The sequence below is a fragment of the Sphingomonas sp. genome (assembly GCF_026460985.1).
In the GTDB taxonomy this organism is placed as follows: domain Bacteria; phylum Pseudomonadota; class Alphaproteobacteria; order Sphingomonadales; family Sphingomonadaceae; genus Sphingomonas.
The window spans coordinates 19554-46213 of sequence record NZ_JAPKNM010000120.1; the positions used below are offsets into that span (position 1 = coordinate 19554).

The 26660-nt window shown below is 67.4% G+C and carries 26 protein-coding genes, 1 tRNA gene and 1 pseudogene; 19 read left to right on the forward strand and 9 right to left on the reverse strand.

Annotated features, from left to right (window positions below):
• Position 1: 1 nt before the first annotated feature.
• The 3 genes from MT490_RS19635 to MT490_RS19645 form a co-directional block, all read right to left on the reverse strand.
• Positions 2–442, reverse strand: coding sequence for a heme-binding protein (locus MT490_RS19635; protein WP_297391424.1), 441 nt, complete (start codon positions 440–442; stop codon positions 2–4).
• A gap of 223 nt (positions 443–665) precedes the next feature.
• The gene (locus tag MT490_RS19640) at positions 666–1304 is read right to left on the reverse strand and encodes a response regulator transcription factor (protein WP_363321771.1); all 639 of its coding nucleotides are present in this window, start codon (positions 1302–1304) and stop codon (positions 666–668) included.
• Positions 1305–1307: 3 nt separating this feature from the next.
• Positions 1308–4334, reverse strand: a complete 3027-nt coding sequence (locus MT490_RS19645) for a sensor histidine kinase (protein WP_297391428.1) — start codon at positions 4332–4334, stop codon at positions 1308–1310.
• Positions 4335–4517: 183 nt separating this feature from the next.
• On the opposite strand from MT490_RS19645, the gene MT490_RS19650 reads away from it, so the two are divergent.
• Positions 4518–4880 (forward strand): hypothetical protein, encoded by a 363-nt coding sequence (locus MT490_RS19650; RefSeq protein WP_297391429.1) that lies wholly within the window; start codon positions 4518–4520, stop codon positions 4878–4880.
• A 93-nt stretch (positions 4881–4973) separates the two neighbouring features.
• Positions 4974–5411, forward strand: a complete 438-nt coding sequence (locus MT490_RS19655; protein WP_297391431.1) for a winged helix-turn-helix domain-containing protein — start codon at positions 4974–4976, stop codon at positions 5409–5411.
• 19 nt (positions 5412–5430) lie between these two features.
• Here the strand turns inward: MT490_RS19655 and MT490_RS19660 are convergent, their stop codons facing one another.
• The 3 genes from MT490_RS19660 to MT490_RS19670 are packed head-to-tail and all read right to left on the reverse strand — an operon-like array spanning position 5431 to position 8010.
• Positions 5431–6408 (reverse strand): alpha/beta hydrolase, encoded by a 978-nt coding sequence (locus MT490_RS19660; protein WP_297391433.1) that lies wholly within the window; start codon positions 6406–6408, stop codon positions 5431–5433.
• Between the two features lie 25 nt (positions 6409–6433).
• Entirely contained in the window at positions 6434–7192 is a 759-nt protein-coding gene (locus tag MT490_RS19665; RefSeq protein WP_297391435.1) for an alpha/beta hydrolase, read from the reverse strand.
• On the reverse strand, positions 7192–8010 hold the full coding sequence (locus MT490_RS19670; protein WP_297391437.1) for a type 1 glutamine amidotransferase domain-containing protein: 819 nt from the start codon (positions 8008–8010) through the stop codon (positions 7192–7194). The genes MT490_RS19665 and MT490_RS19670 overlap by 1 nt, the downstream gene beginning before the upstream one ends.
• 217 nt (positions 8011–8227) lie before the next feature.
• Here MT490_RS19670 and MT490_RS19675 point away from each other — a divergent pair, with 217 nt between their 5' ends.
• From MT490_RS19675 to MT490_RS19750, 17 genes and pseudogenes are all read left to right on the forward strand, one after another.
• Positions 8228–8872, forward strand: coding sequence for a sensor histidine kinase (locus MT490_RS19675; protein ID WP_297391439.1), 645 nt, complete (start codon positions 8228–8230; stop codon positions 8870–8872).
• Between the two features lie 407 nt (positions 8873–9279).
• Positions 9280–9570: a type II toxin-antitoxin system ParD family antitoxin gene (locus MT490_RS19680; protein ID WP_297391441.1), complete on the forward strand. Its 291-nt coding sequence runs from the start codon at positions 9280–9282 to the stop codon at positions 9568–9570.
• On the forward strand, positions 9570–9941 hold the full coding sequence (locus MT490_RS19685; protein WP_297391443.1) for a type II toxin-antitoxin system RelE/ParE family toxin: 372 nt from the start codon (positions 9570–9572) through the stop codon (positions 9939–9941). Before MT490_RS19680 ends, MT490_RS19685 begins: the two co-directional genes overlap by 1 nt.
• Before the next feature lie 300 nt (positions 9942–10241).
• Positions 10242–12269 (forward strand): conjugal transfer protein TraG, encoded by a 2028-nt coding sequence (locus tag MT490_RS19690; RefSeq protein ID WP_297391502.1) that lies wholly within the window; start codon positions 10242–10244, stop codon positions 12267–12269.
• Between the two features lie 11 nt (positions 12270–12280).
• Positions 12281–12694, forward strand: a complete 414-nt coding sequence (locus MT490_RS19695) for a CopG family transcriptional regulator (protein WP_297391445.1) — start codon at positions 12281–12283, stop codon at positions 12692–12694.
• Positions 12691–13674, forward strand: a complete 984-nt coding sequence (gene trbB / locus MT490_RS19700; RefSeq protein WP_297391447.1) for a P-type conjugative transfer ATPase TrbB — start codon at positions 12691–12693, stop codon at positions 13672–13674. The genes MT490_RS19695 and trbB overlap by 4 nt, the downstream gene beginning before the upstream one ends.
• Before the next feature lie 2 nt (positions 13675–13676).
• Entirely contained in the window at positions 13677–14012 is a 336-nt protein-coding gene (locus MT490_RS19705) for a TrbC/VirB2 family protein (RefSeq protein ID WP_297391449.1), read from the forward strand.
• The gene (locus MT490_RS19710; RefSeq protein ID WP_297391451.1) at positions 14009–14281 is read left to right on the forward strand and encodes a VirB3 family type IV secretion system protein; all 273 of its coding nucleotides are present in this window, start codon (positions 14009–14011) and stop codon (positions 14279–14281) included. Before MT490_RS19705 ends, MT490_RS19710 begins: the two co-directional genes overlap by 4 nt.
• The gene (gene trbE, locus MT490_RS19715) at positions 14275–16734 is read left to right on the forward strand and encodes a conjugal transfer protein TrbE (protein ID WP_297391453.1); all 2460 of its coding nucleotides are present in this window, start codon (positions 14275–14277) and stop codon (positions 16732–16734) included. The genes MT490_RS19710 and trbE overlap by 7 nt, the downstream gene beginning before the upstream one ends.
• Positions 16731–17465 carry a P-type conjugative transfer protein TrbJ gene (gene trbJ / locus MT490_RS19720; RefSeq protein WP_297391455.1) on the forward strand — a complete coding sequence of 245 codons (735 nt, stop codon included), beginning with the start codon at positions 16731–16733 and terminating at the stop codon, positions 17463–17465. Before trbE ends, trbJ begins: the two co-directional genes overlap by 4 nt.
• 112 nt (positions 17466–17577) lie before the next feature.
• Positions 17578–18882, forward strand: coding sequence for a P-type conjugative transfer protein TrbL (gene trbL, locus MT490_RS19725; protein ID WP_297391457.1), 1305 nt, complete (start codon positions 17578–17580; stop codon positions 18880–18882).
• Between the two features lie 3 nt (positions 18883–18885).
• Complete coding sequence (gene trbF, locus MT490_RS19730; RefSeq protein WP_297391459.1) at positions 18886–19713, forward strand: conjugal transfer protein TrbF; 828 nt, start codon at positions 18886–18888, stop codon at positions 19711–19713.
• Positions 19710–20561, forward strand: coding sequence for a P-type conjugative transfer protein TrbG (gene trbG / locus MT490_RS19735; protein WP_297391461.1), 852 nt, complete (start codon positions 19710–19712; stop codon positions 20559–20561). The genes trbF and trbG overlap by 4 nt, the downstream gene beginning before the upstream one ends.
• On the forward strand, positions 20558–21787 hold the full coding sequence (locus MT490_RS19740) for a TrbI/VirB10 family protein (protein WP_297391462.1): 1230 nt from the start codon (positions 20558–20560) through the stop codon (positions 21785–21787). Before trbG ends, MT490_RS19740 begins: the two co-directional genes overlap by 4 nt.
• Positions 21780–22013, forward strand: coding sequence for a DUF2274 domain-containing protein (locus MT490_RS19745; RefSeq protein WP_297391465.1), 234 nt, complete (start codon positions 21780–21782; stop codon positions 22011–22013). Before MT490_RS19740 ends, MT490_RS19745 begins: the two co-directional genes overlap by 8 nt.
• A 7-nt stretch (positions 22014–22020) precedes the next feature.
• Positions 22021–22161, forward strand: a pseudogene (locus tag MT490_RS20375) (helix-turn-helix domain-containing protein); the annotation flags it as partial.
• A gap of 68 nt (positions 22162–22229) precedes the next feature.
• Positions 22230–23333 (forward strand): site-specific integrase, encoded by a 1104-nt coding sequence (locus MT490_RS19750; RefSeq protein WP_297391467.1) that lies wholly within the window; start codon positions 22230–22232, stop codon positions 23331–23333.
• Between the two features lie 6 nt (positions 23334–23339).
• On the opposite strand, the gene MT490_RS19755 is transcribed toward MT490_RS19750, so the two are convergent.
• From MT490_RS19755 to mrdA, 3 genes are all read right to left on the reverse strand, one after another.
• Positions 23340–23415: transfer RNA gene (locus tag MT490_RS19755), tRNA-Lys, on the reverse strand.
• A gap of 111 nt (positions 23416–23526) precedes the next feature.
• Positions 23527–24654 (reverse strand): rod shape-determining protein RodA, encoded by a 1128-nt coding sequence (gene rodA, locus MT490_RS19760; RefSeq protein ID WP_297391470.1) that lies wholly within the window; start codon positions 24652–24654, stop codon positions 23527–23529.
• Positions 24651–26603 carry a penicillin-binding protein 2 gene (gene mrdA / locus MT490_RS19765; protein WP_297391504.1) on the reverse strand — a complete coding sequence of 651 codons (1953 nt, stop codon included), beginning with the start codon at positions 26601–26603 and terminating at the stop codon, positions 24651–24653. Before mrdA ends, rodA begins: the two co-directional genes overlap by 4 nt.
• Positions 26604–26660: the final 57 nt, after the last annotated feature.

A 26660-nucleotide genomic window follows, 5' to 3' on the forward strand; every position in this document is an offset into this window, starting at 1 on the left:
TTCAGTCTCCTTGGGATGTTGCCGTGGCTGAAATCGCAGCAGCCGCCGCTTCGGCGACCGCGATGTCCTGCTCGATCGAGCCCGCGCTCGTGCCGACCGCGCCGATGATCTGATCGCCCATCCGCACGGGCAGCCCGCCGCCGAAGATCACGACCTGGCCGTCATTGCTCTGCTCGATGCCGAACAACGGGCCCCCGGGCTGGGCCAGCCCGGCGAGCGTAGCGGTGCTCTTGTCGAACATGCGCGCCGTTCTGGCCTTGCCGATGGCTAGGTCGACGCTGCCCGCGAGCGCTCCGTCCTGGCGAACGAAGGCGATCAGCGTGCCGCCCGCATCGACCACCGCGATATTGTAGGGGATGCCGATGCGCACGGCCTCGGCCTCCCCCGCCACGAGCATCTGCCTGGCGTCCGACAAGGTCAGCGTGTTGAGCGCACGGGGCATGGCTTCCCTCGATCCGTCCAGCGCGCACGGCATCGATCATGGCCACGCAGTGACCATCGGATGCCGGCTGCCGATCTTCGTTCGTCGCGGGCCGATTCTTGCCCGCCGGCCGGTCATGTGTTCAGAGCGGCCATGGGCACGGGACTAACATCCGGGACACAGGCTGGCGCGTTAAGCGAGGTAAATTGGCGTGGATGGCCGCGGATCGCGCGCGGCGGCGGAGCTAAAGCTCGATGATCCCGCGCCGCAGCGCTACGGTGACCGCCTGGGTCCGGTCGCCGACGTCGAGCTTGGCGAAGATGCTCTTCATGTGCCCCTTGACCGTGTCCTCGGACAGTTCGAGGCGCCAGGCGATTTCCTTGTTCGCATGACCGCCGGCGACCAGCCGCAGCACCTCGAGCTCGCGTTCGCTCAGCGGATCGTCGGCGGCATGGAACGCGATTTCCTGCGCGATATGCGGCGGAATATGACGGCGCCCCGCATGAACGGAACGGATTGTCGTGAGCAATTCGCGCCTGAGCGAGCTCTTGAGCAGATACGCGGCCGCACCCGCCCTTAGTGCCTCAGCCGCCTGGACATCGCCTTCATAGGTGGTGAACACGATGATGCGCGCATTGCGCGCCTCCTGCCGCATCGCCTCGATTGCCTCGACGCCGCCCATTACCGGCATCTGCAGATCGACGAGTGTCACATCGGGCCGCAGGCTCCGGAATGCCGCCAGTCCTTCGGCGCCGTCCGCGGCTTCGCCCACCAGGACGATGTCAGGTTCAGGCGCGATCATCGCCGCGACGCCTTCGCGCAACGCGGGATGGTCGTCGATGGTCAGGACTCGGATCGGATCGGCTGGCATCCCGGGTGACATGGACTAACCGCTCCGCCGAAAAAAGCGAGATCGCAGCCCGGCGAGCCAGCCGCGCGTCGCATCGGCATAGGCGGCGTCGCCCGGGATCGTCAGTTCGACCTGGGTGCCTTGGCCGGGGCTGCTGTCCACGGCGAGCGATCCGCCGACGCCCTTCGCCCGCTCGCGCATTCCGGCCAATCCGAAATGACCCTCGCGCCCGCCCGTCGCGGCCACCTCGGGCGGCAGACCCACACCATCGTCATCGATCCTCAGGCGAAGCGTGCCAGGCAGGTAGCTCAGAACGACTTCGACCCTGCTCGCCTGCGCATGCTTGAAGGCATTGCGGATGGCTTCCTCGCCGATGCGCTGCACTTCCTCGCGCACCACTGGATGCAGCGGGCGCGCCCGACCTTCGGTGGTGAGCTCGAAAGCGGCGGAAGAAACGGCAGCCATGTCGTTTGCGGCCTCCATCAGCATTTCGGTGAGATCGCTTGTCGCAGATCGCAGCGCCTGCACGCGCTGCCGGCCTTCGACGAGTACATCCTCGGCACGATCGAGCGCCGCATTCAGCGCCGGTTTCTGTGCCTCGTCCTCGGACAGCTGGTTGACCATCGACTGAAAGCGCAGAACCAGCCCCTGGAATCCCTGGAGCAATGTGTCGTGCAGCTCGCGCGCGATGCGCTCGCGTTCGGCGAGCCGAACCTCGAGCGCGGCCCGCAGCCGGTTCGAAACGTGGCGGATCCGGATCGAGACAAGGATCCACAGCAGAAGCCCTGCGCCCAGCAGTTCGATGAGCAGGAACCAAGTCGACTGGAAGAAGGTCGGCTGGATCTCGAAGCGCAAGGTCGCGCCCGTCCGGTTCCAGACCCCGTCATTGTTCGAAGCGATGACCTGGAAGCGATAGCTTCCAGGCCCGAGATTGGCATAGGAGGCGAGCCGCCGCGTGCCCGGATCGACCCAATCGTCATCGACCCCTTCGAGGCGATAGCGGAACTGCACGCGCTGCGGCACGGCCAGGCTCAGGCCGGCATAGGCGATATCGAGCGAGCGGGTCCCCGGTGGCAGGACGAGGTCGGCGGGATCGCGAAAGCTGCGTTCGCCGACGGTGACCGAGCGGATGGCGACCCCGGGAGGCACGGTGTTCCGCAACAGCTTGGCCGGATCGATCAAAATCGGCTCTTTCGAGGTCTCGAACCAGATGCGGCCGTCGCCGCCGAGCACTGCCTTTTCGCCAGCGGAGTTGCGTGGCCCCAACCCTTCGATCGGGCCGTCCTGAATATCAAATGGCCACAGCGCAAGTGGAGCTCGGGGGTCCTCAAACGCGCGCTCAAGATCCGCCGTCGCCACCATATAGATGGTGTTGTCACCCATCAGCCAGGATTGCCCGTGCGAGGTCTGCACGAGTCCCGAAACTTCGCCCGCCCAGGGGAAGCGTGCGGCGCTGATGCTGCGCAGCTCGTCGCCGCGCACTCGAAGGAGGCCGCCATCACCGGCGAGATAGATTTCGCGGGGTCCGACCCAGATGCGCACGAAGGGGGCAACCTTGGCCGAACGGAGCGACGTCACCCGCTTCCGGTCCCCGCGCAGGCGCACCAGATTGTCATTTGCCCAATAGGCGATGTCCCCTTCGGGCGTCGGGAAGAAATCCCAATGCTCATCGGATCGGTTGGCTGCGTCCGCTTCGGTGACGACATGCCAGCCGTGCGCGTCATGGCGCATCATTTTCATCGACATCAGCCGGATAAAGAGCCCGTCGCGACCCTCCGCGCACACACCCGCGAGTTCGTCGCCCGGCGGCATCGCAAAGCTTTGCGTCACGCGGTCGCCCACGAACCGGTAAACGCGATCGGCCTCGATCGCCCAGATGCCGCGATCCCGTGCCTTGCAGATTATGGTGTACTCGCCGTCGCGGATTCGGCGCGGCACCTGCCCGGGCGCGATCAGGTACAAGCCCTCGCTGGACATGCCGTAAACCGATCCGTCGGTCGATCCGGCCATGATCACCCCGTCCTGGGTGGGGATCGCGCGTTCGGGCCAAGCATTGACGGGACGAAAGCGATCGAGCCCGCTGGCCGTGCCGATCCAGACGCTGCCCTCGGCATCGATGAACTGGGTATAGGCCAGATCCGAAGTGAGGCCCTGCTTGTTTCCGAACCTCCACAGCCGATCGTCGGGGCTGCGCCGTGTCGGGTCGTCGACCGAGAGGTAATAAAGGCCCTGCTCCCCGGTCGTGCCCCATATTCCGCCATGCCGATCGAACAACATTCCCCTGAATGAACCTTCCGGCACAACGGGAAGCAGGTTCCTGGCCGCGGGCGGCTTGCCATTGCGGTCGAGCAGCACCCGCACCCCCGATCGATCGGACAACCAGAGCCGCCCGATCCGATCGGTTGCCAGGCCCTGCTGCGCGCCTGTCTGCGGATAGGGGGCGGGCAAGAAGCGACTGCCGCCGCGCGGCAGATAGACTAGCGAACTGTCCTCGTCGCGGGTGACGCTGATCCAGAGTCCTCCGTCGGGTCCGGCGGCCATTGCCGAGATCGAACCGGCCGGCAGGCCAAGCGGCTCGGCGACCAATTCCCAGCGCCCCTTGAACAGGCGTGTCAGCCGCTTCTCGGAAAACCGGCCGCGGAAAGCCACCCAGATCGCGCCGTCGGGCGTCTCGACGATCGGCCAGTTCGACGACGCAGGGTTGGGCACACCGAGATCCACCAGGCTTCCGCCGCGATAGGCTGCGATCCCTGCGAAGCCGTAGCCTACCCATAGTTCGCCCGACCGCGTGACCCATAGCGATCCCACCGCCTTGCGCTCCATGCGCGAACCGGCGGGCGGCGAGATGAACTCGAAGGTTACGCCATCGAACCGGTACAATCCCTTCAGGGTGCCCAGCCACAGATATCCATCCGGCGTCTGCGCGATCGCGACGATGCTGATCGGCGCGCCATCGTCGATCGTCCAGCGCGTGTGCTTGAACTGGTCGAAACCCAGCCGGGGTATCTGCGCCCGGGCGGGCAAAGCGGCGGCAAGGGCGGCGAGGCCGGCCACCAGAAGCATCCGCAATACAGCTCTGGTCGGCGACGTCCTTCGCATCGAGTCCCCTTTTCGTTTCGCTTCAACTCCTTACCGCACCCGCGCAACCTGGAGCGGCCGGGCGGCCCAGACACCCCCCGAAAGGGTTGCCGAACGCTGACCAATTTCGAGGTACCCGCCCCTGCACGGCCGCTGTACCCCGGTCGCATGAGGCAGAGTTTCGCCGTGCACCCAGGTGAAATTGCGGGTGGCGGCCTGCTGCTCCTGCGTTGCGCCCTCGCATTGTACGTCGTCAAATGGGTGCTGGCGACTACCATCCCGCACTGGGCCCTTTTCCTCCTGAGCCTGAGCGTACTGGGACTCCTGTTCGGCTTCTGGACCCGCTTCATCGCTTTGGCCTGCGCGGTGCTCGGCCTCCTGCTGCTCGTGGGACATGGCGATGCGCCGCTGCTTTGCCTGGGCGCTGAGATCCTCCAGGCGCTGGCATTGGCGGCACTGGGACCGGGGGCCTTTTCGATCGACGCAATGCGTTTCGGCCGGGCGAAGATCCTCCTTTCGCGCAAGGACTGAACCTCGAAAGGGTGGCCGGCTCCAACCTCGCTCCGGGCTGTCGATTTGCTCCCGGCTTTGCGAGCCTCGGCGTGACCGCAAGGGAGGCCAGCCATGAGCGAGATGCCCGTCACCGTGCTGCCATCAGCCCATCACCGCCTACCGCGTCGCGACGATGGTGGCGCGTGGTTCGCGTTCGGCGAATTCGTGGTCAATGTACGCGCCCGAACCCTTGAACGCGCGGGGCAGCCGATCGCAATCGGCGACCGCGCGTTCGATCTGCTGATCGTGTTGCTACGCGCCCAGGGCGAGATCGTCAGCAAGGCGGGAATCGTCAAATATGTCTGGCCGTCGACCTTCGTCGAGGAAGCCAATCTCCGTGTGCAGGTGGCCTTGCTGCGCAAGGCGCTCGGCGACGCAGGCGCCCGTGTGAAATGCGTCATCGGCCGGGGCTATCTGTTCGTCGGGGATCCGGATGCGGGCGATCGATCGCTCGCCGCAGCGCGGTTCGACTTCGACGCGGGTCTGCCCCTGTTCGCGCGCAACGCGTAGGCAGGGAGCCAGCAGCCGATCAGCGTTTCGATACCTTCCGGTCCAGAAAGTCGCGGATCATCGGCCCCATTTCAGCCAGCCTGTCCTCGAGCGCGAAGTGACCGCTATCCAGCAGATGGAATTCCGCGTCGGGCAGGTCGCGCAAATAGAGGCGCGCGGCTTCGACCGGGAAGATCTTGTCGTTCCTGCCCCAGACGATCAGCGCCGGCGGGCGATGCTCACGAAAGAAGGCCTGGAAGCGCGGGTAGAGCGGCACGTTGGTGCGATAGTCATAGGCCAGATCGAGCTGAATTTCCCGATTGCCCGGCCGATCGAGCAGCGCCTGGTCGTGCACCCAATTGTCCGGGCTGATCCGCGACACGTCGCCCATCCCGTCGGTATATTGGAACTTGGTGGTTTCCAGCGTCACGAGCCCGGCCAGCGCCGCGCGCCGCGCAGGCGTGCCCTCGGCCCAATAGGCCTTGAGCGGATCCCAGAATGCACCCAGCCCCTCTTCATAGGCATTGCCATTCTGGACGATCAGCGCGCGCACCCGCTCGGGATGCCTGAGCGCGAGGCGGTACCCCACCGGGGCACCGATATCCATCACGTACATCGCATAGCTTTTGGCGCCGAGCCGCTGGACGAGCGCATCCACCATCTCGGCGAAATGCGCGAAGGAATAGGCGAATTGCCGGGGATCGGGCGCGTCGCTCTGGCCGAAGCCGGGATAGTCCGGAGCGATCACGCGATATTTGTCCACCAGCAACGGGATCAGGTTGCGGAACATGTGCGACGAGCTGGGGAAGCCGTGAAGGAGCAGCACCACCGGTCCGTCCACCGGACCAGCTTCGCGATAGAAGAACTTCACGCCATCGATCGTCTCGGTGCGATAATGGATCACAGCCGGGGCCGGAAGGCCAGCCACGGCGTCGTCGCTCGGACGCGCCGCGGGGGCGGGTGACGCGAGCGCCAGTGCCATCAGCACCGGCGCTGCGCCCAGGACCAGCCGGTTCATCGGAACCTCCCTGTCGTTGCAATCGCTATCTGGCTTCGACCGCCGCGCTTTCGATCAGTTCGGCGACTTCGCTCGGATGGGCGAGCATCACCGCATGGCTGCTCTGGATCTCGACAATCTTCGCCTTGGCCCGAGTAGCGAGGAAGCGCTGCGTGCTGGGCGGCACCATGTGATCCCGCGTCGTCAGCATGAAGCTGACGGGCTTGTCCTTCCACGCCGCCTTGGCGATCTTGGCCTGGACGGCGCCCAGCCCCCAAGGGACCTGCGACGCAGCCATGAACCGCGTGGTAGCGGAATCGACATCGGGTGCGAAGGCCGCCGGGAACTTGGCCGGATCGACGAGGAGGAACCCATCGCTCGGCGGCAGCAACGGCGCCCCGGGCTCGCCCGGCGTCGGGCGCGTCGCCAGCTCGAACACTGTCTCGCCCACATCGGGCGCGAAGGCGGCGAGATAGACCAGGCTGCGGACCTTCGGATCGGTTCCCGCCTCGGTGATGACCGCGCCGCCATAGCTATGGCCGACCAGCACGACGGGCTTGGTCGCCCGCGCGATCACCTGGCGCGTGGCCTCGACATCGCCTTGCAGGGTGACGGTCGGGTTCTGGACGACGAGCACCTCATAGCCGTCGCGCGTCAGGATGTCATAGACCGGCTTCCAGCCGGACGCGTCGACAAAGGCACCGTGCACCAGCACGATCGACACGGGCTTTTCGCCCGGGGTCTGGGCGGAAGAGGCGGAAGCAAGAGTCATGGCGAGCAGCACTCCCAGGGCGATGGGTTTCATCACAGTGTCTCCAGGTCGGCGCGCGCGGTGGCGCGGTAGCGGTCGAGGGCGGCGACGAGCGCCTTGGCGATGGGATGATCCGACCGCGGATTCTGCCCGGTGATGAGTTCGCGGTCCTCGACCACATGGGGCTCGAAGTCGACGGCCGTGGTGCTCACTTCCGCGCCCGCCAGGCCCAGCGCATAGGGCATGTCGAAATAGAGTTTGGCGTGGAGGATGTTGTCCTCGATCACCTTCTCCTCGGTCGCCGAGAAGACGGTCATTCGGTAGCCGGCATATTGCCAGCCTTTGGCCCATTCCCGGGCCTTTTCAGCGTCGCCGGCGATCAGCGCGGCGCGGAATTCACGGGCATAGGGCATCGCGGCGGCCGACGCGATCGGGCCGTGGCACAGCATTGCGGTCGGCTTCGCCTTCTCGTGGAAATGGCGCAGAATCTCGCCAATCTCCTGGTCCTGCATCAGGTCGACGATCGGCGCCTGGCCGCCGGGAACAAGCAGACCGATATAGTTTTGGAGCCCCTCGTCCAGAATCGAGCGCAGCGTGCGCGGCTGCATCGAAGGATCCTCGGCATAGAAGGCCTTGGCGCGCCGATAGGCTTCGACGTCGCCGCCGAAATGCTCGGGCTTGTCCGAGGCCGGGTCGATATGCGGCTGCTGGCCGTTCGGAGTGGCAAGCACGACTTCATATCCTGCGTCGACCAGCGCCATCACGGGCACGACGGTCTCGTTGAGATATTGGCCGGTCGCGCCCCAATATCCGCCCTGCGTCTCGATACGGGTCGCGTTCGATCCAAGGACCACCACTTTACCCTTGCTCATGCATGCCTCCGCTGGTTCGGATTGCCGAATGGAACGACGGATTGCGTTTACGCCTGCGCCGCCGGCGGCGCCCGTCATTCCGTGTAAGTTTCGGTAAATCGCTGGGCGCACCGGGGACTTTGCCGGATTTCACGCCGCTTAACTCTCGCCATCGAATGCATGAGCCTATCGTCCCGAAAGCGGCGAGGAATGTCGCGGACAGCGAAGGTATGGCGCCGTGGCAGTTGCGCGATCACAGGATCTTGGCCCTGAGCGGTGGGCGGAAAAGCACCCGAGCGATCTTCTCCTCGCGGAGTTCATCCATCGCGCGGCGAATGACTTTGCCATAGCCAGTATCGAGGTCTGCAATGCATCGAAGCTGGCTTCCTACGCCGCGGTGCAGGACCATCTCGAACTGGTGGGTGCCAGGCTGCAAGCCTTGGCTTCGATCCAGCGCTTGCTCCAACCGCCGGGCGAAGCGCCGATCCACCTTGGCGATCGCCTTTGCGAGCTATGCCACTATTACGCGGAGGCCCGCTTCGCCGGTCAGGGCGCATTCGTGCGATTGCGAACCGTCGAGGCCTGGGCCGACCCCGGACCGGGCTGGGCATTGCTGCTGATCGTGTCGGAATTGCTGACCAATGCCGCGCGGCATGCTTTCCGTGCTCCCGGCGGACTTGTCGAAATCGAACTCGCGAGAGACGGCGACATGATCCGCTGCGAGATCGCCGATAATGGCGTCGGAATCGGTCAGGAAACGGCGGCGCGGCGCGGCGGCACGGCGCTCATCGCCGAACTGGCGAGAAGCGCGGACATCGCCTTTGTCCTGCAACCCAGGGATAGAGGCTCGGGCTTCGAACTGCGGCTGGCGTGTTCGGGCTAGCAGGTACAACCCACCCTCGTCGACGAACGGCCATGTGTAGCCGTTCCGCATGACAGCCGCGAATGACGGGCGCGCGCGGCGGTCTGCAGGTGTGGGGAACGAACGCAATGAAGCGCTTGCCTCGCCCATGCCCGACGGCTCGGGACAAAGCGGACTAGCTGTCACTGCGACGCCAACCGAACGAGCGACCGGCTCCGGGATCGGCCTGGGGTGCAGTAGAACGGGCGGCATGAAGGCGCAAAGCTGCTGCTTGGAACGGGAATTTCCCTTCCGCGCGAGAAGGGCACTTACCAATTGCGGGACGTTCGGCAGGTCTCGCGCCCGGGCATCGGGGGGCGGTGGTGCCATGCCGATCCGTTGGCATATTATGCCATAGGCGCTATATTCTCCGTTACGGAGACCAAGCGATGCCAACCCGCAATGTCGTTCTGACCGATCATCAAGCCCGAGTCATCGAGGCGCTTGTGAAATCCGGGCGTTATCAGAACGCCAGCGAGGTCGTGCGCGAAGGGCTACGACTGGTCGAACACCGCGCCGCTGAGGACGCGGCCCGACTGGAAGCCTTGAAGAGGGCGGCCCAGACCGGCTGGGACGATGTGGAGGCCGGGCGTTTTGTCGATGTCGCAGATGAGGATCTCGACAATTTCATCGGCGCATTGGGCCGGCAGGCAGCGGATCGCGTTCGCGCCGCCAACTGATGGCGCGGTATCGGGTAACGGCCTCGGCCCAGGCCGACATCATCGGCATTCTTGCCCATACGGAGGCGCACTTCGGCGAGGCCGCGCGGCTTCGCTACGAGCGGCTGATCGCGACGGCTATCCGCGACATAGCAGGCGATCCCACCCGACCAGGGACGCTGGACCGCGAGGAGCTGGGCCCCAATGCGCGGACCTGGCATTTGCGGGCCAGCCGCGAGCGCGCCCGCACGGAGGCGGGCGTCGTAAGGCGCCCGCGCCATCTCCTGCTTTTTCGCATAGAAGCAGACGGGCTGGTGGTGATCGGCCGCGTCCTCCACGACGCGATGGAGCTGGATCGCCATCTCCCCACCGAACGGGGATGGCTGTCATAGCGCCGCGGGAGAAATCGCCTCGCGCATGACGCTCCCGCATCGAGCATTTTTCCCTGCCTGATAGCGCTGCAATGCATCCGCGGCAGCGGCGTTGTTGAGCGCGACGTGCGCTGCGTGAGCAGCATCGACTCGCGCAGCGCGTGCTCGAGATGTAGCGGAAACGCGCCTGACTAGCCGGGGCCGGTAATGCCGCGTGCGGCAGGACGCGGCGGGATGCGGCAGAACGACGCTAACCCCTGAGGCTCCATCGGTGCGACTCTTTCCGGGTCAGGACGAACCGTCCTTCCCGGAGCAGCCATGATGACCCCTACCAGGCTTCTGGTCGGCCAGATCCTCATTGTCTTCGCGATCGTGATCGCCGGCGTCTGGGCGGCGACCCAATGGTGCGCCGCCATGCTCGGCTATCAGCCGCAGCTCGGTCGGGCGTGGTTCGCGCTGCTCGGGACTCCGGTCTACGAGCCCTGGGCGATCTTCCCCTGGTGGTATCATTACGAGGCCTATGCGCCGGAGGTATTCGACCGGGCGGGAACGCTGGCCGGGGCGAGCGGCTTTCTCGGCTGCGCGGCCGCAATCGCCGGCTCGCTGTGGCGCGCGCGGCAGTCGCGGTTCGTCACCACCTATGGCTCGGCGCGTTGGGCGAGTTCTACGGAGATCGAGCGCGCCGGCCTGTTCAGGGACGCGGGCGTGTTCCTCGGCCGGCTGCGCGGCCGCTATCTCCGACACGACGGCCCCGAGCATGTCATGGCCTTCGCGCCGACCCGGTCGGGCAAGGGCGTCGGTCTCGTGGTGCCGACCTTGCTCAGCTGGACCGGCAGCGTCGTCGTTCACGACATCAAGGGCGAGAACTGGCAGCTGACCGCAGGCTGGCGCGCGCGCTTCAGCCATGCGCTGCTGTTCAACCCCACCGACATCCGTTCGGCCCAGTACAATCCGCTGCTCGAGGTGCGTCGCGGCGAGCACGAGGTCCGCGACGTTCAGAACATCGCCGACATCCTGGTCGACCCGGAAGGGGCGCTCGAGCGGCGCAACCACTGGGAAAAGACCAGCCACTCGCTGCTGGTCGGCGCGATCCTCCACATTCTCTATGCCGAGGAGGAGAAGACGCTCGCGCGCGTCGCGACCTTCCTCTCCGATCCGCAGCGGTCGTTCACCGCCACGCTCAGGCGGATGATGGAAACCAATCATCTCGGGACCAAGGACGCGCCGAAGGTCCATCCCGTCGTCGCCTCCGCCGCGCGCGAGGTGCTGAACAAGAGCGAGAACGAGCGCTCGGGCGTGCTCAGCACGGCCATGTCATTCCTCGGCCTGTATCGCGATCCGACTGTCGCGGAGGTCACCTCCCGCTGCGACTGGCGGATCGCGGATCTGGTCGAGGCGGAGCATCCCGTCTCGCTCTACCTCGTCATCCCGCCCTCAGACATCAGCCGCACCAAGCCGCTCGTGCGGCTGATCCTCAACCAGATCGGCCGCCGGTTGACCGAGAGGCTCGAAGGCGCCGGCGAGGGCGGCCGCAAGCACAAATTGCTGATGATGCTGGACGAGTTCCCGGCGCTGGGTCGCCTCGATTTCTTCGAGACGAGCCTTGCCTTCATGGCCGGCTATGGCGTGCGCGCCTTCCTGATCGCCCAGAGCCTCAACCAGATCGAGAAGGCCTATGGCGAGCACAACTCGATCCTCGACAATTGCCATGTCCGCGTCGCGTTCGCGACCAACGACGAGCGGACCGCGCGACGGATCTCCGACGCGCTCGGCGTCGCCACCGAGCAGCGCGCCATGCGCAACTATGCCGGGCACCGACTCGCGCCATGGCTCGCCCATGTCATGGTCAGCCGGCAGGAGACCGCCCGTCCGCTGCTGACGCAGGGCGAGGTGATGCAGCTTCCGCCTACGGACGAACTGGTGCTGATCTCGGGGCTCGCGCCGATCCGCGCCAGGAAGCTGCGCTACTATGAGGACCGCAACTTCCGCGGCCGGGTGGCGCCGCCTCCGGCGCTTGATCATGACGGCTACGCCGATCGGCCCGCACCGCGTGCGGACGACTGGAGTGGCCTGGTTCGCCAGACCGATACCCGACTCGGCGCAGCCGGTGACGAGGCGAAGCCGGACGATCAGGGCGGCCTTCAGCAGCAGCGCCATCCGGGCCTCGGCGAGGAGCCGGCGAAGAAGCCCGTGGCGCCCCGGCAGCTCGACCTGCTCGGCTTCGAGAAGGATGATGTGGATCCGGCCAGCGACAAGCGCGCGATGGACAGCGCCCGCCCCGCCAACGCGGTTGTCCGCGCTCACGCCATCAACCAGTCGCGCGACCACGACGCGCTGCCGAGCTTCTGAAGGTGGCCGCGATGAAGCCGAAGCGTATCCGCTATCAGCTCTTCCTGCCCGAGGAGCTCAGCCATCGCCTGGAATCGCTCGCGGCCAAGCCCGGCGCGTCCAAGTCGTCGATCCTGACCGATGCGCTCACTGCCTGGCTCAACCGTCAAGCCGCCAGCGAGCTCGAGAACCGCTTCAGCCAGCGGCTCGATCGCATGTCGATGGCTCTGGGGCGGATCGAGCGCGACGGACACGTCCTGCTCGAAAGCCTTGCCCTGTTCGTGCGCTACGAGCTGATGGTGCAGGCGCCGCTCGCCGAGGCGGACGACGCGGCCCGCGCGGTCGGCCGCGACCGCTTCAATGCCTTTGTGGCGCGCGTCGGCGAGGCGCTCGCCAGCGGCCAGCGCACCCTGGGACCCTCGAAGACCGATGGAGGCGCGCGATGAGCGACACGCTCTCCGCCGAGCGTCGCCGGGCGATGCTGCGCACGGCGATGGGGCCGACCATTGCGGCCGCGCTCGCCGACGCCCGTGTGATCGAGATCATGGTCAATCCGGACGGCGTGCTGCGCCTCGACCGGCTCGGCGAGGGACGGATCGACACCGGCACGCGCTATGATCCGGCTCAGGTCGAGCGGATCATTCGCCTGGTCGCCAGCCACGCGCGGACCGAGGTCCACGCCAACGCGCCGATCGTCTCGGCCGAGCTGCCGCCGCATGGGGACGGGGCCGGGGAGCGGTTCGAGGGCGTGCTGCCGCCGGTCGCCCAGGCGCCGTGCTTCTCGATCCGAAAGCCTGCGGCCAGGATCTACACGCTGCTCGACTATGTGAACGACGGCATCATGCCGGCCGAGACCGCCCGGCTGCTCAGTCTCGCCGTGGTCGAGCGCAGGAACATCCTGGTCGCCGGCGGCACCAGCTCGGGCAAGACGACGCTCGCCAACGCGCTGCTCGCGGAGATGGCGCATCTCGACGAGCGGGTGATCCTCATCGAGGACACGCGCGAGCTGCAATGCGCCGCGCGCGACGTGGTCGCGCTGCGCACCCGCGCGGACAGCGTCACCATGGCCGACCTGGTGCGCTCGACGCTGCGCCTGCGTCCCGACCGGATCGTCGTCGGCGAGGTGCGCGGGCGCGAGGCGCTCGACATGCTCAAGGCGTGGAACACCGGCCATCCCGGCGGGATCGCCACGGTCCATGCCAATTCGGCGGTCGCCGCGCTCTACCGGCTCGAGCAGCTCGTCCAGGAAGCCGTGGTCACCGTGCCGCGGCGCCTGATCGCCGAGGCGATCGACATGATCGTGTTCATTTCGGGTCGCGGCCTCGCGCGCCGGGTGGAGGCGATTGCGCGCGTCGCCGGCCTCGATCCGGACGGGAACTACACCGTCCTCGACCTCAATCCCGGCAGCAATTTCGAAGGAGAATGACCATGCGCTTGCCTCTCGTTCCAGACCGGCGATCTGTCTTTTTCGTCGGCGCTGCCATTGGCCTTGGCTTGGCCCTTGCCGCCACCGCGCAGGCAGCTGGCTCCGGCATGCCGTGGGAAGAACCGCTTCAGCAGGTGCTGGAATCGGTGCAGGGGCCGGTCGCCAAGATCGTCGCGGTGATCATCATCATCGTCACCGGCCTGACACTGGCGTTCGGCGAGACGGCAGGTGGCTTCCGGCGGTTGATCCAGATCGTCTTCGGTCTGTCGATCGCCTTTGCCGCGTCGAGCTTCTTTTTGAGCTTCTTCAGCTTCGGCGGCGGAGCGCTGATCGCATGACTGGCGCCGGCTCGCACATCGAGGGCTTCGAGGCGCCCATGCACCGCGCGCTCGCCGAGCCGATCCTGCTTGGCGGGGCGCCGCGCGCGGTGGCGATCGTCAACGGCACCGTCGCGGCGGCGCTTGGCCTCGGGCTCCAGCAATGGATCGCCGGGCTGGTGCTGTGGGCGGTCGGGCACGCGTTCGCCGTGTTCGCGGCGAAGCGCGATCCCGACTTCGCAGCCGTCCTCACGCGGCACCTGCGGCAGCGGGGACATCTCGCATGCTGAACCTGCGCGAATATCGCAGCCGCGCGGACCGGCTCGCGGATTATCTTCCCTGGGCGGCTCTGGTCGCGCCCGGCGTCGTCCTCAACAAGGACGGCAGCTTTCAGCGCACGCTCGCTTTTCGGGGCCCCGACCTCGAATCCGCGACCCAGGCCGAGCTTGTCGCGGCCTGCGCGCGCGCGAACAATGTGCTCAAGCGCTTCGGCTCGGGCTGGGCGCTGCATTTCGAGGCGGAGCGTCACGAGGCGCTGGGCTATCCCGACAGCAGCTTTCCGGATGCCGCGTCGTGGCTGGTCGACGCGGAACGGCGTGCCGCGTTCGAGAGCGCTGGAGCCCATTTCGAGAGCCGCTATTATCTGACGCTGACCTTCCTGCCGCCTGCCGACCAGGCCGACAGCGCCGGCCGGACGCTGGTCGAGCGCAGCGACGACGTCAGTGGTCGTGATTGGCGGCAGGCGCTCCAGGGCTTCATTGCCGAGACCGACCGCGCGCTGGACCTGCTCGCGGGCTTCATGCCCGAGGTCCGCTCGCTCGACGATGAAGAGACGCTGACCTTCCTGCATGGCGCCATCTCCACGCGCCGCCAGCACGTCGCTGTTCCCGAAACGCCGATGTATCTGGATGGGCTGCTTGTCGACGTGACCCTGACCGGCGGCCTCGAGCCGATTCTGGGCGGCGAGCACCTGCGCACGCTGACCATCCTCGGCTTCCCGAACCTCAGCCGCCCCGGGATCCTCGACGCGCTCAACCATGAGGATTTCGCCTATCGCTGGGTCACGCGCTTCATCGCGCTCGACAAGACCGATGCCACCAAAGCGCTGACCCGGCTGCGCCGGCAATGGTTCAACAAGCGCAAGTCGGTCACCGCGCTGCTGCGCGAGGTTCTCTACAACCAGCCGGTCCAGCTGCTCGACAACGACGCCGACAACAAGGTCGCCGATGCCGATCTCGCGCTCCAGGCGCTCGGCGCCGACCATGTCGCGTTCGGCTATCTGACCACGACCATCACCGTCGCCGATGCGGATCGGGGGCGGGTGGAGGAGAAGGTCCGCGCGGTCGAGCGGATCGTCAACGGCCTTGGCTTCACATGCATCCGCGAGACCGTGAACGCGGTCGAGGCTTGGCTGTCGAGCCTGCCGGGCCACGCGTACGCCAATGTCCGCCAGCCCCTCGTACACACGCTGAACCTCGCGCACCTGATGCCGCTATCATCGGTGTGGGCGGGGCCGGGGCACAATGCGCATCTGGGCGGACCGCCGCTGCTCCATGCGCAGACCAGCGGCTCGACGCCGTTCCGGCTGTCGACCCATGTCGGCGACGTCGGCCATATGCTGATCGTCGGGCCGACCGGCGCCGGCAAGTCGGTCCTGCTCGCTTTGCTGGCGCTCCAGTTTCGCCGCTACCGCCACGCCCAGGTCTATGTCTTCGACAAGGGCTTTTCCGCGAGAGCCGCGGTGCTGGCGATGGGCGGCGCGCATCATGCGCTCGGGCTCGGCGGCGAGGGTGAGGGTGTTGGAGGCGCCATCGCGTTCCAGCCGCTTCGAAACATCGTCCAGGCCGACGAGCGCGCCTGGGCGGCTGAATGGATCGGGGCATTGCTAGCGCACGAGAAGGTGCTGGTCACGCCGGATGTCAAGGAGGCGGTCTGGTCGGCCCTAACCAGCCTCGCCACCGCGCCGGTCGAGGAGCGGACGCTCACCGGCCTGTCGCTGCTGCTCCAGTCGGCGCCGCTCCGCGCGGCGCTGGCGCCCTATACGCTCGAAGGACCGTTCGGCCGCCTGCTCGACGCTGCCGAGGACGACCTCGCCATCGCCGACGTCCAGTGCTTCGAGACCGAGGCGCTGATGGGGCAGGTGGGCGTCGTCGCGCCGGTGCTCACCTATCTGTTCCACCGGCTCGAGGAGCGGTTCACCGGCCGGCCGACGCTGCTGATCCTCGACGAAGCCTGGGTGTTCCTCGACCACCCGCTGTTCGCCGCGCGCATCCGCGAATGGCTCAAGGTCCTGCGCAAGCGCAACGTCGCCGTGGTGTTCGCCACCCAGTCGCTCGCCGACATCGCCGACAGCACAATCGCGCCGGCGATCATCGAGAGCTGCCCGCAGCGGATATTGCTGCCCAACGACCGCGCGATCGAGCCGCAAGCCCAAGCGGCCTATGTCCGCTTCGGCCTCAACGCGCGGCAGATCGAGCTGGTCAGCCGCGCCACGCCCAAACGCCATTATTACCTGCAATCCGCGCGCGGCAACCGGCTGTTCGAGCTGGGGCTGGGCCCGATCGCGCTCGCCTTGTGCGGCGCCTCCGACCCCGAGAGCCAGAAAGCCATCGACGCGATCCTTGCCGAGCACGGCCCGCGGGATTTCGCCGCGCGCTTCCTGGCGCTGGCCGGCCTCGCCTGGGCCGCGCCGCTGCTCGCCGATTACCCCAGCCCCCAAGCCCCCGAAGGAGAAGTGAAATGAGGAACCATGTGATTGCTCGCCTGCTCGGCGCCGCCGCGGTCGGCGCGCTCGGCCCCGGCATGCTCAGCGACGCGCCGGCATCCGCCCAGATCAGCGTGTTCGATCCGTCGAACTACTCGCAGAACCTGCTCACCGCGGCGCGGACGCTCCAGCAGATCAACAACCAGATCCAGAGCCTCCAGAACGAAGCCCAGATGCTCCTCAACCAGGGCAGGAATCTGAGCCGGATCGATTTCCCGCAGCTCCGCGAGCTTCAGCAGCGCCTGTCGGACATCGACCGGCTGATGGGGCAGGCGCAGGGGATCGACTTCCGCATCGACCAGCTCGATGCGCGCTTCCGCCAGCTCTACCCGCAGGACTTCGACCAGGCGCTGCGCCGCGACCAGCGCGTCGCCCGCGCCCGTGACCAGCTCGACACCGCCATGTCGGCGTTCCGGCAGACCATGGGCATCCAGAACGGCATCGTCGACAATGTGCGCAGCGACACGGCCGCGCTCGCCGAGATCGTCGCGCGCAGCCAGGGCGCCGAAGGCAGCCTGCAAGCGGCCCAGGCGACCAACCAGCTCCTCGCGCTCGCGACCAAGCAGCAGCTCCAGATCCAGAACATGATGGCGGCGCAGTTCCGGGCGGAGTCGATCGAGCAGGCGCGGCGCGGGCAGATCGAGCGCGAGGCGCGGGAATCGACGCGCCGCTTCCTCGGCGACGGCAAAGCCTACACGCCGCGGCAATGAGCCAGGGCGGTCCGGCCCAGCTCCCCGGTCGGGCCGCTCCGTCGCGGGGGCCGTCGGGCGCTCGCCCCCTGCGCCCCAGCTCCCGCGACACCTTCTCCCGAGGAACCGACACGTGGACGATCTCAACGTCATCGACCAGTTCATGCAGGCGTTCATCGCCTATATCGACAGCGGCTTCGGCCTGCTGGGCGGCGACGTCGCGTTCCTGACCACCATCCTGATCGGCATCGACATCACGCTTGCCGGCCTGTTCTGGGCGCTCGGCGGTGAGGACGACGTGATCGGGCGTTTTCTCAAGAAGATCCTCTATGTCGGCGTGTTCGCGCTGATCCTCAACAGCTTCTCGACCCTGTCCGACGTCATCTTCCGGTCGTTCGCCGGGCTGGGCCTGACCGCAGGCGGCAGCGCGATCACGGCGCAGGACCTGCTGCGGCCCGGCCGCCTCGCCGGCACCGGGTTCGAGGCGGCATGGCCGCTGCTCGAACAAGCGAAGGAGCTGGTCGGGCCGATCGGCTTCTTCGAGAACTTCATCGAGATCGCGGTGCTGGTGATCGCCTGGATCATCGTGATCCTCGCTTTCTTCATCCTCGCGATCCAGCTCTTCGTCACCATCCTCGAGTTCAAGCTGACCAGCCTTGCCGGCTTCGTGCTGGTGCCGTTCGCGCTGTGGAACCGCACCTCCTTCCTCGCCGAACGCGTGCTCGGCAGCGTCATCAGCTCGGGCATCAAGGTCATGGTGCTCGCCGTCATCGTCGGCATTGGGTCCAACTATTTCGCCGACTTCACCAGCGCGATCACCGCCGGCGAGGTGTCGATCGAGCAGGCGGTCTCGCTGATGCTCGCAAGCCTCGCGATCTTCGGACTTGCGATCTTCGGCCCGTCCGTCGCTTCGGGCCTGGTCGCCGGCGCGCCGCAGCTGGGCGCCGGATCGGCGGTCGCGACGGCCGCGCTCGCGGGCGGCGGCCTGGCAATGGCGGGTGCCGGCGCGGCCGGGGCGGCGCGCGGGCTTGCCGGCGCCGGCCTCGGCGCGATCCGCGCGGGCACCTCGATGGGTAGCGCGGCGTCGACTGCGTACAAGCTCGGGCAGGAGACCTCAGGCTCCGGCAGCGTTTGGGCCGGCATCGGCGGGATGGCAACGGCTACGAAGGGTGCCGCCAGCCAAGGGATTCGCAACGCCTTCGACATCGGCGCGGCGGCCGAGCGTGGACGCAACGCTGCCTGGGCCGCCGGGAACAGCGGTTCCTCTACGAAGGGCGCTCCGACGAACGCCGCAAGCTCTGACGCCGCGCCGGCCTGGGCGCGCCAGCTCCAGGCTTCGCAGAACGCGCGGCATCACCGCCAGATGGCGATCCATGCCGTTCAGAGCGGCGACCGCGGCGGCGGCTCCGCCACCCCCGACATCAAGGAAAAGGACTGAACGATGCAATTCAGACGCGCCGTGCAGCGCTATGGGCGAACGCCCGAGCCTGAAACGCCGTATCAGCGCGCGGGGCAATTGTGGGACGAGCGGATCGGCTCCGCCCGCGTCCAGGCCCGGAACTGGCGACTGATGGCGTTCGGCGGGCTGTTTCTGACCACTGGTCTGTCGGCGGCTCTGGTGTGGCAGTCCATGCAGAGCCGCGTCGTGCCCTATGTCGTCGAGGTCGACCGCCTCGGCGAGGCGCGCAGTGTCGCGCCGGCCGCCACCGACTATCGGCCGACCGACCCGCAGATCGCGTGGCATCTGGGGCGCTTCATATCGAACATCCGCTCGCGCTCGCTCGATCCGGTGCTGATGCGCGAGAACTGGCTGTCGGCCTATGACTTCGCGACCGAGCGGGCCGCGCTGTTCCTTGGCGAATATGCCCGGGCCGAGAACCCGTTCGCCGAAGTCGGGCGCCATACCGTGTCGGTGCAGGTCACCAGCGTCGTCCGTGCCTCGGACAAGAGCTTCCAGGTCAAATGGACCGAGAGCCGGTACGAGCGCGGGAGCCTCACGGACACGTCGCGCTGGACAGCGATGCTGACGGTCAGGGTCCAGCCGCCACGTTCGGCCGAGCTGCTGAGGAAGAACCCGCTCGGGCTGTATGTCGAGGCGATCGACTGGAGCCGCGAGCTCGAAGCCCCGGCCGATCGCGCGCCCTCGGCTGCTGCGCCGACGCCATCCCCGATGGCCGCGCCGCCGGCCAATCTGCCGCTCGGCTCTCCGCTCGACCCGAACCTTGCGGAGCCCAGGGCTTCGCGGACACCCGAAAGGAACATGCCATGATCCGTGCCACCATCCTGTCGGCGAGCCTGGCCGCGCTCGCCACGCCCGCTGCCGCCCAGACCGAAGCATCCGCGGCGCCGACCACCCGCGTCCTTGCCGCGAACCGGGCGGCGGTGCGCGAGCCCTCGAGCACCGGCTACGTCAATGCGGTCCAGGTCTATCCATACAGCGAGGGCGCTCTCTACCGCCTCTATGCTGCGCCCGAGCGGGTGACCGACATCGCCCTGCAGCCGGGCGAGGCGCTGATTTCGGTCGCTGCCGGCGATACCGTGCGCTGGACGGTCGGCGACACGACGAGCGGCAGCGGTGAGGCACGGCGCACGCATATCCTCGTGAAGCCCTTTTCGGCAGGCTTGCGCACCAATCTCATCATCACCACCGACCGGCGCGCCTATCATCTCCAGCTGGAGAGCACGCCGGTGGCGGCGATGGTGGCGATCTCCTGGACCTACCCGCAGGATGAGCTGATCGCGGTGAAGCGCCAGCGCGAGGCGATCGAGGCGAGGGCGCCGATCGCAACCGGCCTCGCGATCGAAAACCTCAACTTCAACTATGCCGTCTCGGGGGACCGGCCCGCATGGCGGCCGCTCCGCGCCTTCGATGACGGACGGCAGACCTATATCGAGTTCGCAGCCTCGATCGCGGTCGGCGAAGCGCCGCCCCTGTTCGTCGTCGGAGAGGACGGCGGGGCCCAGCTCGTCAACTACCGCGTTGCCGGTCGCTACTATGTGGTCGACCGCCTGTTCACCGCCGCGGAGCTGCGGCTCGGCGGCAAGCGCCAGAAGATCGTCCGCATCGAACGTGCTCCCGAGCGGCGGGCGCGGGGCCGGGCGGGGAGGGCGTCGTGACCGACACGTCCGCCCCGTCCGGTGCTGCGACGTCGCCCAAGGCCGATCCGGAGACGCTGGTCCTGCGTGCCGCGCCGGGCAGGGTAGCGCGCTTCCGCCGCGGCGCGATCATCGCGATCGCCGCGAGCGGCTCGACCGCAATCGCCGGCATCGCCTGGCTGGCGCTGAAGCCGCCGAGCCTGAGCCTTGTCGCCCCCGGTGACGATAAGCCGGTCGCCGCGAAGGCGCCGCCCGATGCGCTCGCCGGTGCGCCAGCCACTTATGGTGCCGTGCCGCAGCTCGGGCCGCCGCTGCCGGGCGATCTGGGGCGGCCGATCCTCAACCATCAGCGCGAGATCGGAGCGCCAATGCCCACCGATCCCGCCGCCGACGCGGCAGCTCGGGCGGCGCAGCAAGCGGAAGCCGAGCGCCAGCGCATCGCCGCCGAGCGGAAGGCGGCGCGCGAATCCGGCGTAATGCTGCAGCTGGCCGGGACGAGAACAGAAGCCGCACCTGCCGGTCCGCCGGCCGGAGCAAGCGAAGGCCCGGCCGCGCGGGCGACCCAAACTACCCCTGACCCGGAGCGCGATCCCAATGGCCAGCAGCACAAGAACGCGCTGGTCGGCCGCGCCAACAACGAAGACGACATCAATCCGCACCGCCTGGCGGCTCCGGTCTCGCCCTGGACGCTGCACGCCGGCAGCATCATCGCCGCGAGCCTGATCACCGGCCTCAATTCCGACCTGCCGGGCCTGGTGACCGCGCAGGTGACGGAGAATGTCCACGACAGCGTGACCGGACGGACCGTGCTGATCCCACAGGGCTCGCGGCTGATCGGCCGCTACGACAGCATGGTCGCGTTCGGGCAGAGCCGGGCGCTGGTCGTCTGGCAGCGGATCATCCTGCCCGACGGCGCCTCCATCCAGATCGACAATGTGCCCGCGACCGACACGGCGGGCTATGCCGGGCTCGGCGACCGGGTCGATCGCCACACCTGGCAGCTGCTGAAGGGCGTAGCCCTGTCGACGCTGCTCGGCGTCGGCACCGAATTGAGCTTCACCGGCGAGAGCGACCTGGTCGAGGCGATCCGCGAGTCCGCGCAGCGCAGCGGCGCGCGCGCGGGAGACCAGCTCGTCGGGCGCAGCCTCGACATCCAGCCCACGCTCAAGGTGCGTCCCGGCTGGCCGCTACGCGTGGTGGTGCACAAGGACATCGTGCTGCGGCCGTGGGGAGACGGCCATGGTTGACTTGAAGCTTCCCAAGCTGCCGGATCGCACGCCGGTCAGGATGACGATCAGCGTCGCGCCCGAGCTTGCCGCCGCGCTCGCCGAATATGCCGCCCTGTACGAGCAGGCCTATGGTCGCGGCGAGCCGGTCGCCGAGCTCGTGCCGGCAATGCTCGCCGCGTTCCTCGAGAGCGACCGCGCGTTCGCCAAGGCCCGGAAAGGCGCTGGCGCCGGCAAGGCGGGATGAGCGCTCGATGCGCCTGCTCACGCTCATAGACGCGGCCGCGCTGCTCCGGGTCCATCCCAACACGATGCGCAGCTACGCCATCAGCGGCGCCGTTCCCGCGACCAAGATCGGACGCGGCTGGCGTTTCGTCGAGGACGACCTTGTTGCGCTGATTCGAGCGGGATATCCTGGGCGCGCACGGATGCAGCTGAGTGCCTACGACAAGGAGGCAGAGGCATGGCACTCTGGAACCGTGCAGGAATATACTACGTCAAGCTCACAGCGCCGGACGGAACGCTCCTTAGACGCTCTACTGGAACGAAAGACCGGAAGAAGGCCGAGGAATATCACGACAAGCTGAAGGCCGAGCTGTGGGACCTTGCCAGGCTGAAGCGGAAGCCCAGACGCACCTGGGACGAAGCGGCGCTGCGGTGGCTGAAGGAGAAGGCGCACAAGAAGTCCCATCGGGACGATGTGAGCCGGATCCGGTGGTTCACCAAAAGCTTGCGTGGCAGGTATCTTGATCAGGTGAGCAGGGACACGATCGACGGGATCATCTCCCGCCGGCTCGCTCGCAGGAGCGATCGCACCAAGGATCTCTACGTGGCGCTGATCCGCGCCATCTTCCGGAAGGCGATGCGCGAGTGGGAATGGCTGGACCACATCCCGGCGTTCAAGACCTATTCGAGGGGCGGCGAGGTCCGGATCAGGTATCTGACCCATGACCAGGCCAGGCAGCTGCTCGATGCGCTACCGGATCATCAACGCGAGGTGGTGATGTTCGCGCTGGCCACAGGCTTGCGCCAGGGCAACATCCTCCGCCTCACCTGGGACCGGGTCGAGCTCGATCGGCGCATCGCGACGATCGCGCACGGCGACACGAAGAATGGCGACGCGCTCGGCGTGCCGCTGAACGACGTGGCGATGGGGGTGCTCCGGCGGCAGCTGGGCAAGCACAGGACCCATGTGTTCACCTTTCGGGGCGAGCCGCTCCGGAATGCGAACAACCGGACCTGGCGTGCGGCATTGAAGGCTTGCGGGATCGAGGATTTCCGCTGGCACGACCTGCGGCACACCTGGGCGAGCTGGCTACGGCAGAACGATGTGCCCACCTGGGTGCTTCAGGAGCTGGGCGGCTGGAAGTCCGAATCGATGGTGCGCCGCTACGCGCACATGTCGGTGAAGCACCTGGCGCCCTATGCCGACCAGCTGACGTTGGATGGACCCCCGAAGGGCGGCGGCGAGCCGCCATTTGACGGGTCACAGCGAGGTCACAAAAATGGTCACAGTTCGAGCCGTCCGCGGCTTCGAATCGTGGCTGGAAAGGACCTAAGTCATTGAAAAGAATGGTGGACGCACTAGGGCTCGAACCTAGGACCCGCTGATTAAGAGTCAGCTGCTCTACCAACTGAGCTATGCGTCCATTCCGGGGCGTTTCCGGCGCTTTTGGTGAGTGCGCCGCCGCGTTTGGAGGGGCGCGGTTAGCAGAGGTTTTTCGGATTGCAAACCCTAAAATGCACCCCCCGGAAAAATCCTACCAGCGCGGCTTGCGGCGGCCCTCGCGATCGATCGACATCAGGATCCCGAAGCAGATCATGAAGGTCATCTGCGCCGTCCCACCGAAGCTGATCAGCGGCAGCGGGATGCCGACAACAGGGGCGAGGCCCATCACCATCAGCATGTTGATCGAGGAATAGAAGAAGATCGTCGCCGAGAGCCCCGCCGCGGTCAGCCGGCCGAACCGGCTCTTCGCGCGCATGCTCACGCTGATGCCCCAGCCGATCAGGAAGCCGAACGCGAGGATCACGAACAGCCCGCCCATCAGCCCCCATTCCTCCATCATCGTCGCCAGCGCGAAATCCGTATGGCCCTCGGGGAGGTAGTCGAGATGGCTCTGGGTGCCGTTGAGGAAGCCCTTGCCGAAGATGCCGCCCGATCCGATCGCGATCTTGGACTGGCTGATATGATAGCCGGTACCGAGCGGATCGCTCTCGGGATCGAGGAAGACGAGCACGCGGTTGCGCTGATAGTCGTGGAGCACGAAGTTGACGACGAGCGGGATCGCGGCCGCCAGCGCCAGCCCGCCACCGATGAACAGCCTGAGGGGGATCCCGGCGAGGAACATCACCGCGATCCCGCCGCCCACGATCATCAGCGCGGTGCCGAGATCGGGCTGGAGCATCACCAAAGCCGCGGGAAGCCCGATCAGCACCGCCCCCGGCCAGAGCGCGCCGAACTTGCGGATCTCGCTCGCGGGCAGGATCTCGTAGAATCGCGCCATGGTGAGGACGATCACCGGCTTCATCAGCTCCGAGGGCTGGAGCCGGATGATGCCCAGGTCGAGCCATCGCTGGCTGCCGCCGGCGACCGCACCCAACGCCTCTACGCCGATCAGCATCAGCAGGATGATCGCGTACATCGGGAAGGTCGCATGCGCCCAATAGGCCTCGGGCACGCGCGACAGCCCGATCGCCATGCCCAGGAACACGAAGAAGCGCACCCCTTGCGAGAACGCCCAGGGGTAGAGGTTCCCGCCGGCTGCGGAATAGAGGACGACGAGCCCGAAGCTGCCGAGCGCCAGCACCAGGAGGATGATCCGCCACGGGAGCACCGCGAGCGGCTGCGGCACGATGCCCGTGACGCCGACATTGCCCGTCTTCATTCGGTCGGCACCCCGGCACTGCGGTTCGATACGTCGGGCTCGATCGCGTTGACTGATGCGTTGGCGGCGGCGGAGGCGACGTTCTCGGCGGCCTGGGCGGGGTCCTCGGGCACCGGCGACGCGACGACCGACTGCGGCGCATGCGCGGCCTTCCACGCCTCGGCCTTGGCCGCCATGCGTTTGGCGATGTCGCCGCCCCATCCGGCCTCGAGCGCGTGGAGGCGGTCCATCGCCTGCTTGCGGTCGAACAGGAAGGTGAGCACGTCCTTCGCCACCGGCGCGGCGGCGCGCGCGCCCCCCATGCCGTGCTCGATCACCACCGAGGCGGCGTAGCGCGGATTGTCGACCGGCGCGAAGCAGATGAACAGGCCGTGGTCGCGATATTTCCATTCGCCGCCCTGGCCGCGGTTGCGGTCCATGATCCGGCGGACCTGCGCGGTGCCGGTCTTCCCGCCCATGCGGATGCCCGGCACCTGCAGGCGGGACGCGCCGGCCGTGCCGTGGCCGTTGACCACTTCGTCCATCCCCGCGCGGACGATCGCGAGATGCTCCGGGGGGAAGGGCAGGGCAGCGAAGCCCTGGGGCGGGGCATGAAGCAGCGACGGCGCGACGGAGAGGCCGGAGGCGATCCGCGCCGCGGAAAGCGCGAGCTGGAACGGGCTGACCAGCACATAGCCCTGGCCGATCGCGGCGTTGAGCGTGTCGGACTGGGTCCAGTCCTGCTTGTAGCGCCGCAGCTTCCACGCCTCGTCGGGGATGGTGCCGTAGCGCTGCGAGGGGAGGGGCAGCGCATGCTCGGCGCCGAAGCCGAGCGCGCGCGCCGCCGCCGCGATCCGGTCGATCCCGATCTCGCGCCCGACCGTGTAGAAATAGGTGTTGCAGCTGCGCGCGATCGCGGTGTGCATCGTCATCGGCCCGTGCCGGCCGAGGCAGCCGAAGCGGCGGTTGCCGAGCGTGTAGCCGCCGTTGCAATAGACCACGCGCTGCGGATCCACTCCCGCAGTCAGCGCCGCCAGCGCCGTGGCGGGCTTGAACGTCGATCCCGGGGGATAGAGCCCCTGCAGCGACTTGTTCATCAGCGGGATGTGATCGTCCTCGGACAGCATCCGCCACTCGCTGCGGCTGATCCCGTCGGAAAAGGCATTGGGGTCATAGGCCGGCATCGACGCCATCGCGAGGATGTGGCCGGTCATGCAGTCGAACACGATCGCCGAGCCCGATTCATTGCCCAGCCGCCGCGACGTATATTCCTGCAGCCCGGCATCGATGGTCAGCTTGATCGTCTGCCCCGGCTTGTCCGCGCGCGTGGCGAGCTCGCGCACCAGCTTGCCGCGGGCGGTGACCTCGACCCGCTTGGCCCCGGGCGTGCCGCGCAGCCGGCTCTCGAGCGTCTTCTCCAGCCCGTCCTTGCCCAGCTTGAAGCCGGGCGTGACGAGAAGGGGATCTTTCTCCTTCTGATATTGCTCGGCGGAGGCGGTGCCGACATAGCCCACCAGATGGCCGACCGCCGCGCCGATCGGATAGTTGCGCGCGAAGCCGCGGCTGGGCGCCACGCCGGGGAGCTCGGGCAGCCGCACGCTGACCGCCGCGAACTGCTCCCAGCCGAGATTCTCCTTCACCGATACCGGCTGGAAGCCCGCCGCGCGCTTCAGGTCGGTGCGGATGCGCGCCATGTCCTCGGGCGTGAGCGCCAGGATGCGCTGGAGCTCGACGAGCGTCTCCTCGCGCTTCTCCAGCCGATCGGGGATCAGGTCGACGCGGAAATCGGTGCGGTTGTTGGCGAGCGGCTGGCCGTTCCGGTCGACGATCCAGCCGCGGCGCGGCGGGCTCAGCGTCAGGCTGACGCGATTGTCCTCGGCCAGCAGCTTGTAGCGCTCGTTCTCGAACACCGCGAGCCAGGTCATCCGCCCGGCCAGGGCCAGCGCGACCGCACCCTGAGCGCCGCCCATCAGCAATGCCCGGCGCGAGAAGCTGTAGGCCTGCGAGGCCTCGGTGACCTTCAGCAC

Bases quoted from the DNA above. Each gene is read 5' to 3' on its own strand.
- MT490_RS19635 (WP_297391424.1), bottom strand. From the start codon at position 442: ATGCCCCGTGCGCTCAACACGCTGACCTTGTCGGACGCCAGGCAGATG.
- MT490_RS19640 (WP_363321771.1), bottom strand. From the start codon at position 1,304: ATGTCACCCGGGATGCCAGCCGATCCGATCCGAGTCCTGACCATCGAC.
- MT490_RS19645 (WP_297391428.1), bottom strand. From the start codon at position 4,334: ATGCTTCTGGTGGCCGGCCTCGCCGCCCTTGCCGCCGCTTTGCCCGCC.
- MT490_RS19650 (WP_297391429.1), top strand. From the start codon at position 4,518: ATGAGGCAGAGTTTCGCCGTGCACCCAGGTGAAATTGCGGGTGGCGGC.
- MT490_RS19655 (WP_297391431.1), top strand. From the start codon at position 4,974: ATGAGCGAGATGCCCGTCACCGTGCTGCCATCAGCCCATCACCGCCTA.
- MT490_RS19660 (WP_297391433.1), bottom strand. From the start codon at position 6,408: ATGAACCGGCTGGTCCTGGGCGCAGCGCCGGTGCTGATGGCACTGGCG.
- MT490_RS19665 (WP_297391435.1), bottom strand. From the start codon at position 7,192: ATGAAACCCATCGCCCTGGGAGTGCTGCTCGCCATGACTCTTGCTTCC.
- MT490_RS19670 (WP_297391437.1), bottom strand. From the start codon at position 8,010: ATGAGCAAGGGTAAAGTGGTGGTCCTTGGATCGAACGCGACCCGTATC.
- MT490_RS19680 (WP_297391441.1), top strand. From the start codon at position 9,280: ATGCCAACCCGCAATGTCGTTCTGACCGATCATCAAGCCCGAGTCATC.
- MT490_RS19685 (WP_297391443.1), top strand. From the start codon at position 9,570: ATGGCGCGGTATCGGGTAACGGCCTCGGCCCAGGCCGACATCATCGGC.
- MT490_RS19690 (WP_297391502.1), top strand. From the start codon at position 10,242: ATGACCCCTACCAGGCTTCTGGTCGGCCAGATCCTCATTGTCTTCGCG.
- MT490_RS19695 (WP_297391445.1), top strand. From the start codon at position 12,281: ATGAAGCCGAAGCGTATCCGCTATCAGCTCTTCCTGCCCGAGGAGCTC.
- trbB (WP_297391447.1), top strand. From the start codon at position 12,691: ATGAGCGACACGCTCTCCGCCGAGCGTCGCCGGGCGATGCTGCGCACG.
- MT490_RS19705 (WP_297391449.1), top strand. From the start codon at position 13,677: ATGCGCTTGCCTCTCGTTCCAGACCGGCGATCTGTCTTTTTCGTCGGC.
- MT490_RS19710 (WP_297391451.1), top strand. From the start codon at position 14,009: ATGACTGGCGCCGGCTCGCACATCGAGGGCTTCGAGGCGCCCATGCAC.
- trbE (WP_297391453.1), top strand. From the start codon at position 14,275: ATGCTGAACCTGCGCGAATATCGCAGCCGCGCGGACCGGCTCGCGGAT.
- trbJ (WP_297391455.1), top strand. From the start codon at position 16,731: ATGAGGAACCATGTGATTGCTCGCCTGCTCGGCGCCGCCGCGGTCGGC.
- trbF (WP_297391459.1), top strand. From the start codon at position 18,886: ATGCAATTCAGACGCGCCGTGCAGCGCTATGGGCGAACGCCCGAGCCT.
- trbG (WP_297391461.1), top strand. From the start codon at position 19,710: ATGATCCGTGCCACCATCCTGTCGGCGAGCCTGGCCGCGCTCGCCACG.
- MT490_RS19745 (WP_297391465.1), top strand. From the start codon at position 21,780: ATGGTTGACTTGAAGCTTCCCAAGCTGCCGGATCGCACGCCGGTCAGG.
- MT490_RS19750 (WP_297391467.1), top strand. From the start codon at position 22,230: ATGGCACTCTGGAACCGTGCAGGAATATACTACGTCAAGCTCACAGCG.
- rodA (WP_297391470.1), bottom strand. From the start codon at position 24,654: ATGAAGACGGGCAATGTCGGCGTCACGGGCATCGTGCCGCAGCCGCTC.
- mrdA (WP_297391504.1), bottom strand. From the start codon at position 26,603: ATGGGCGGCGCTCAGGGTGCGGTCGCGCTGGCCCTGGCCGGGCGGATG.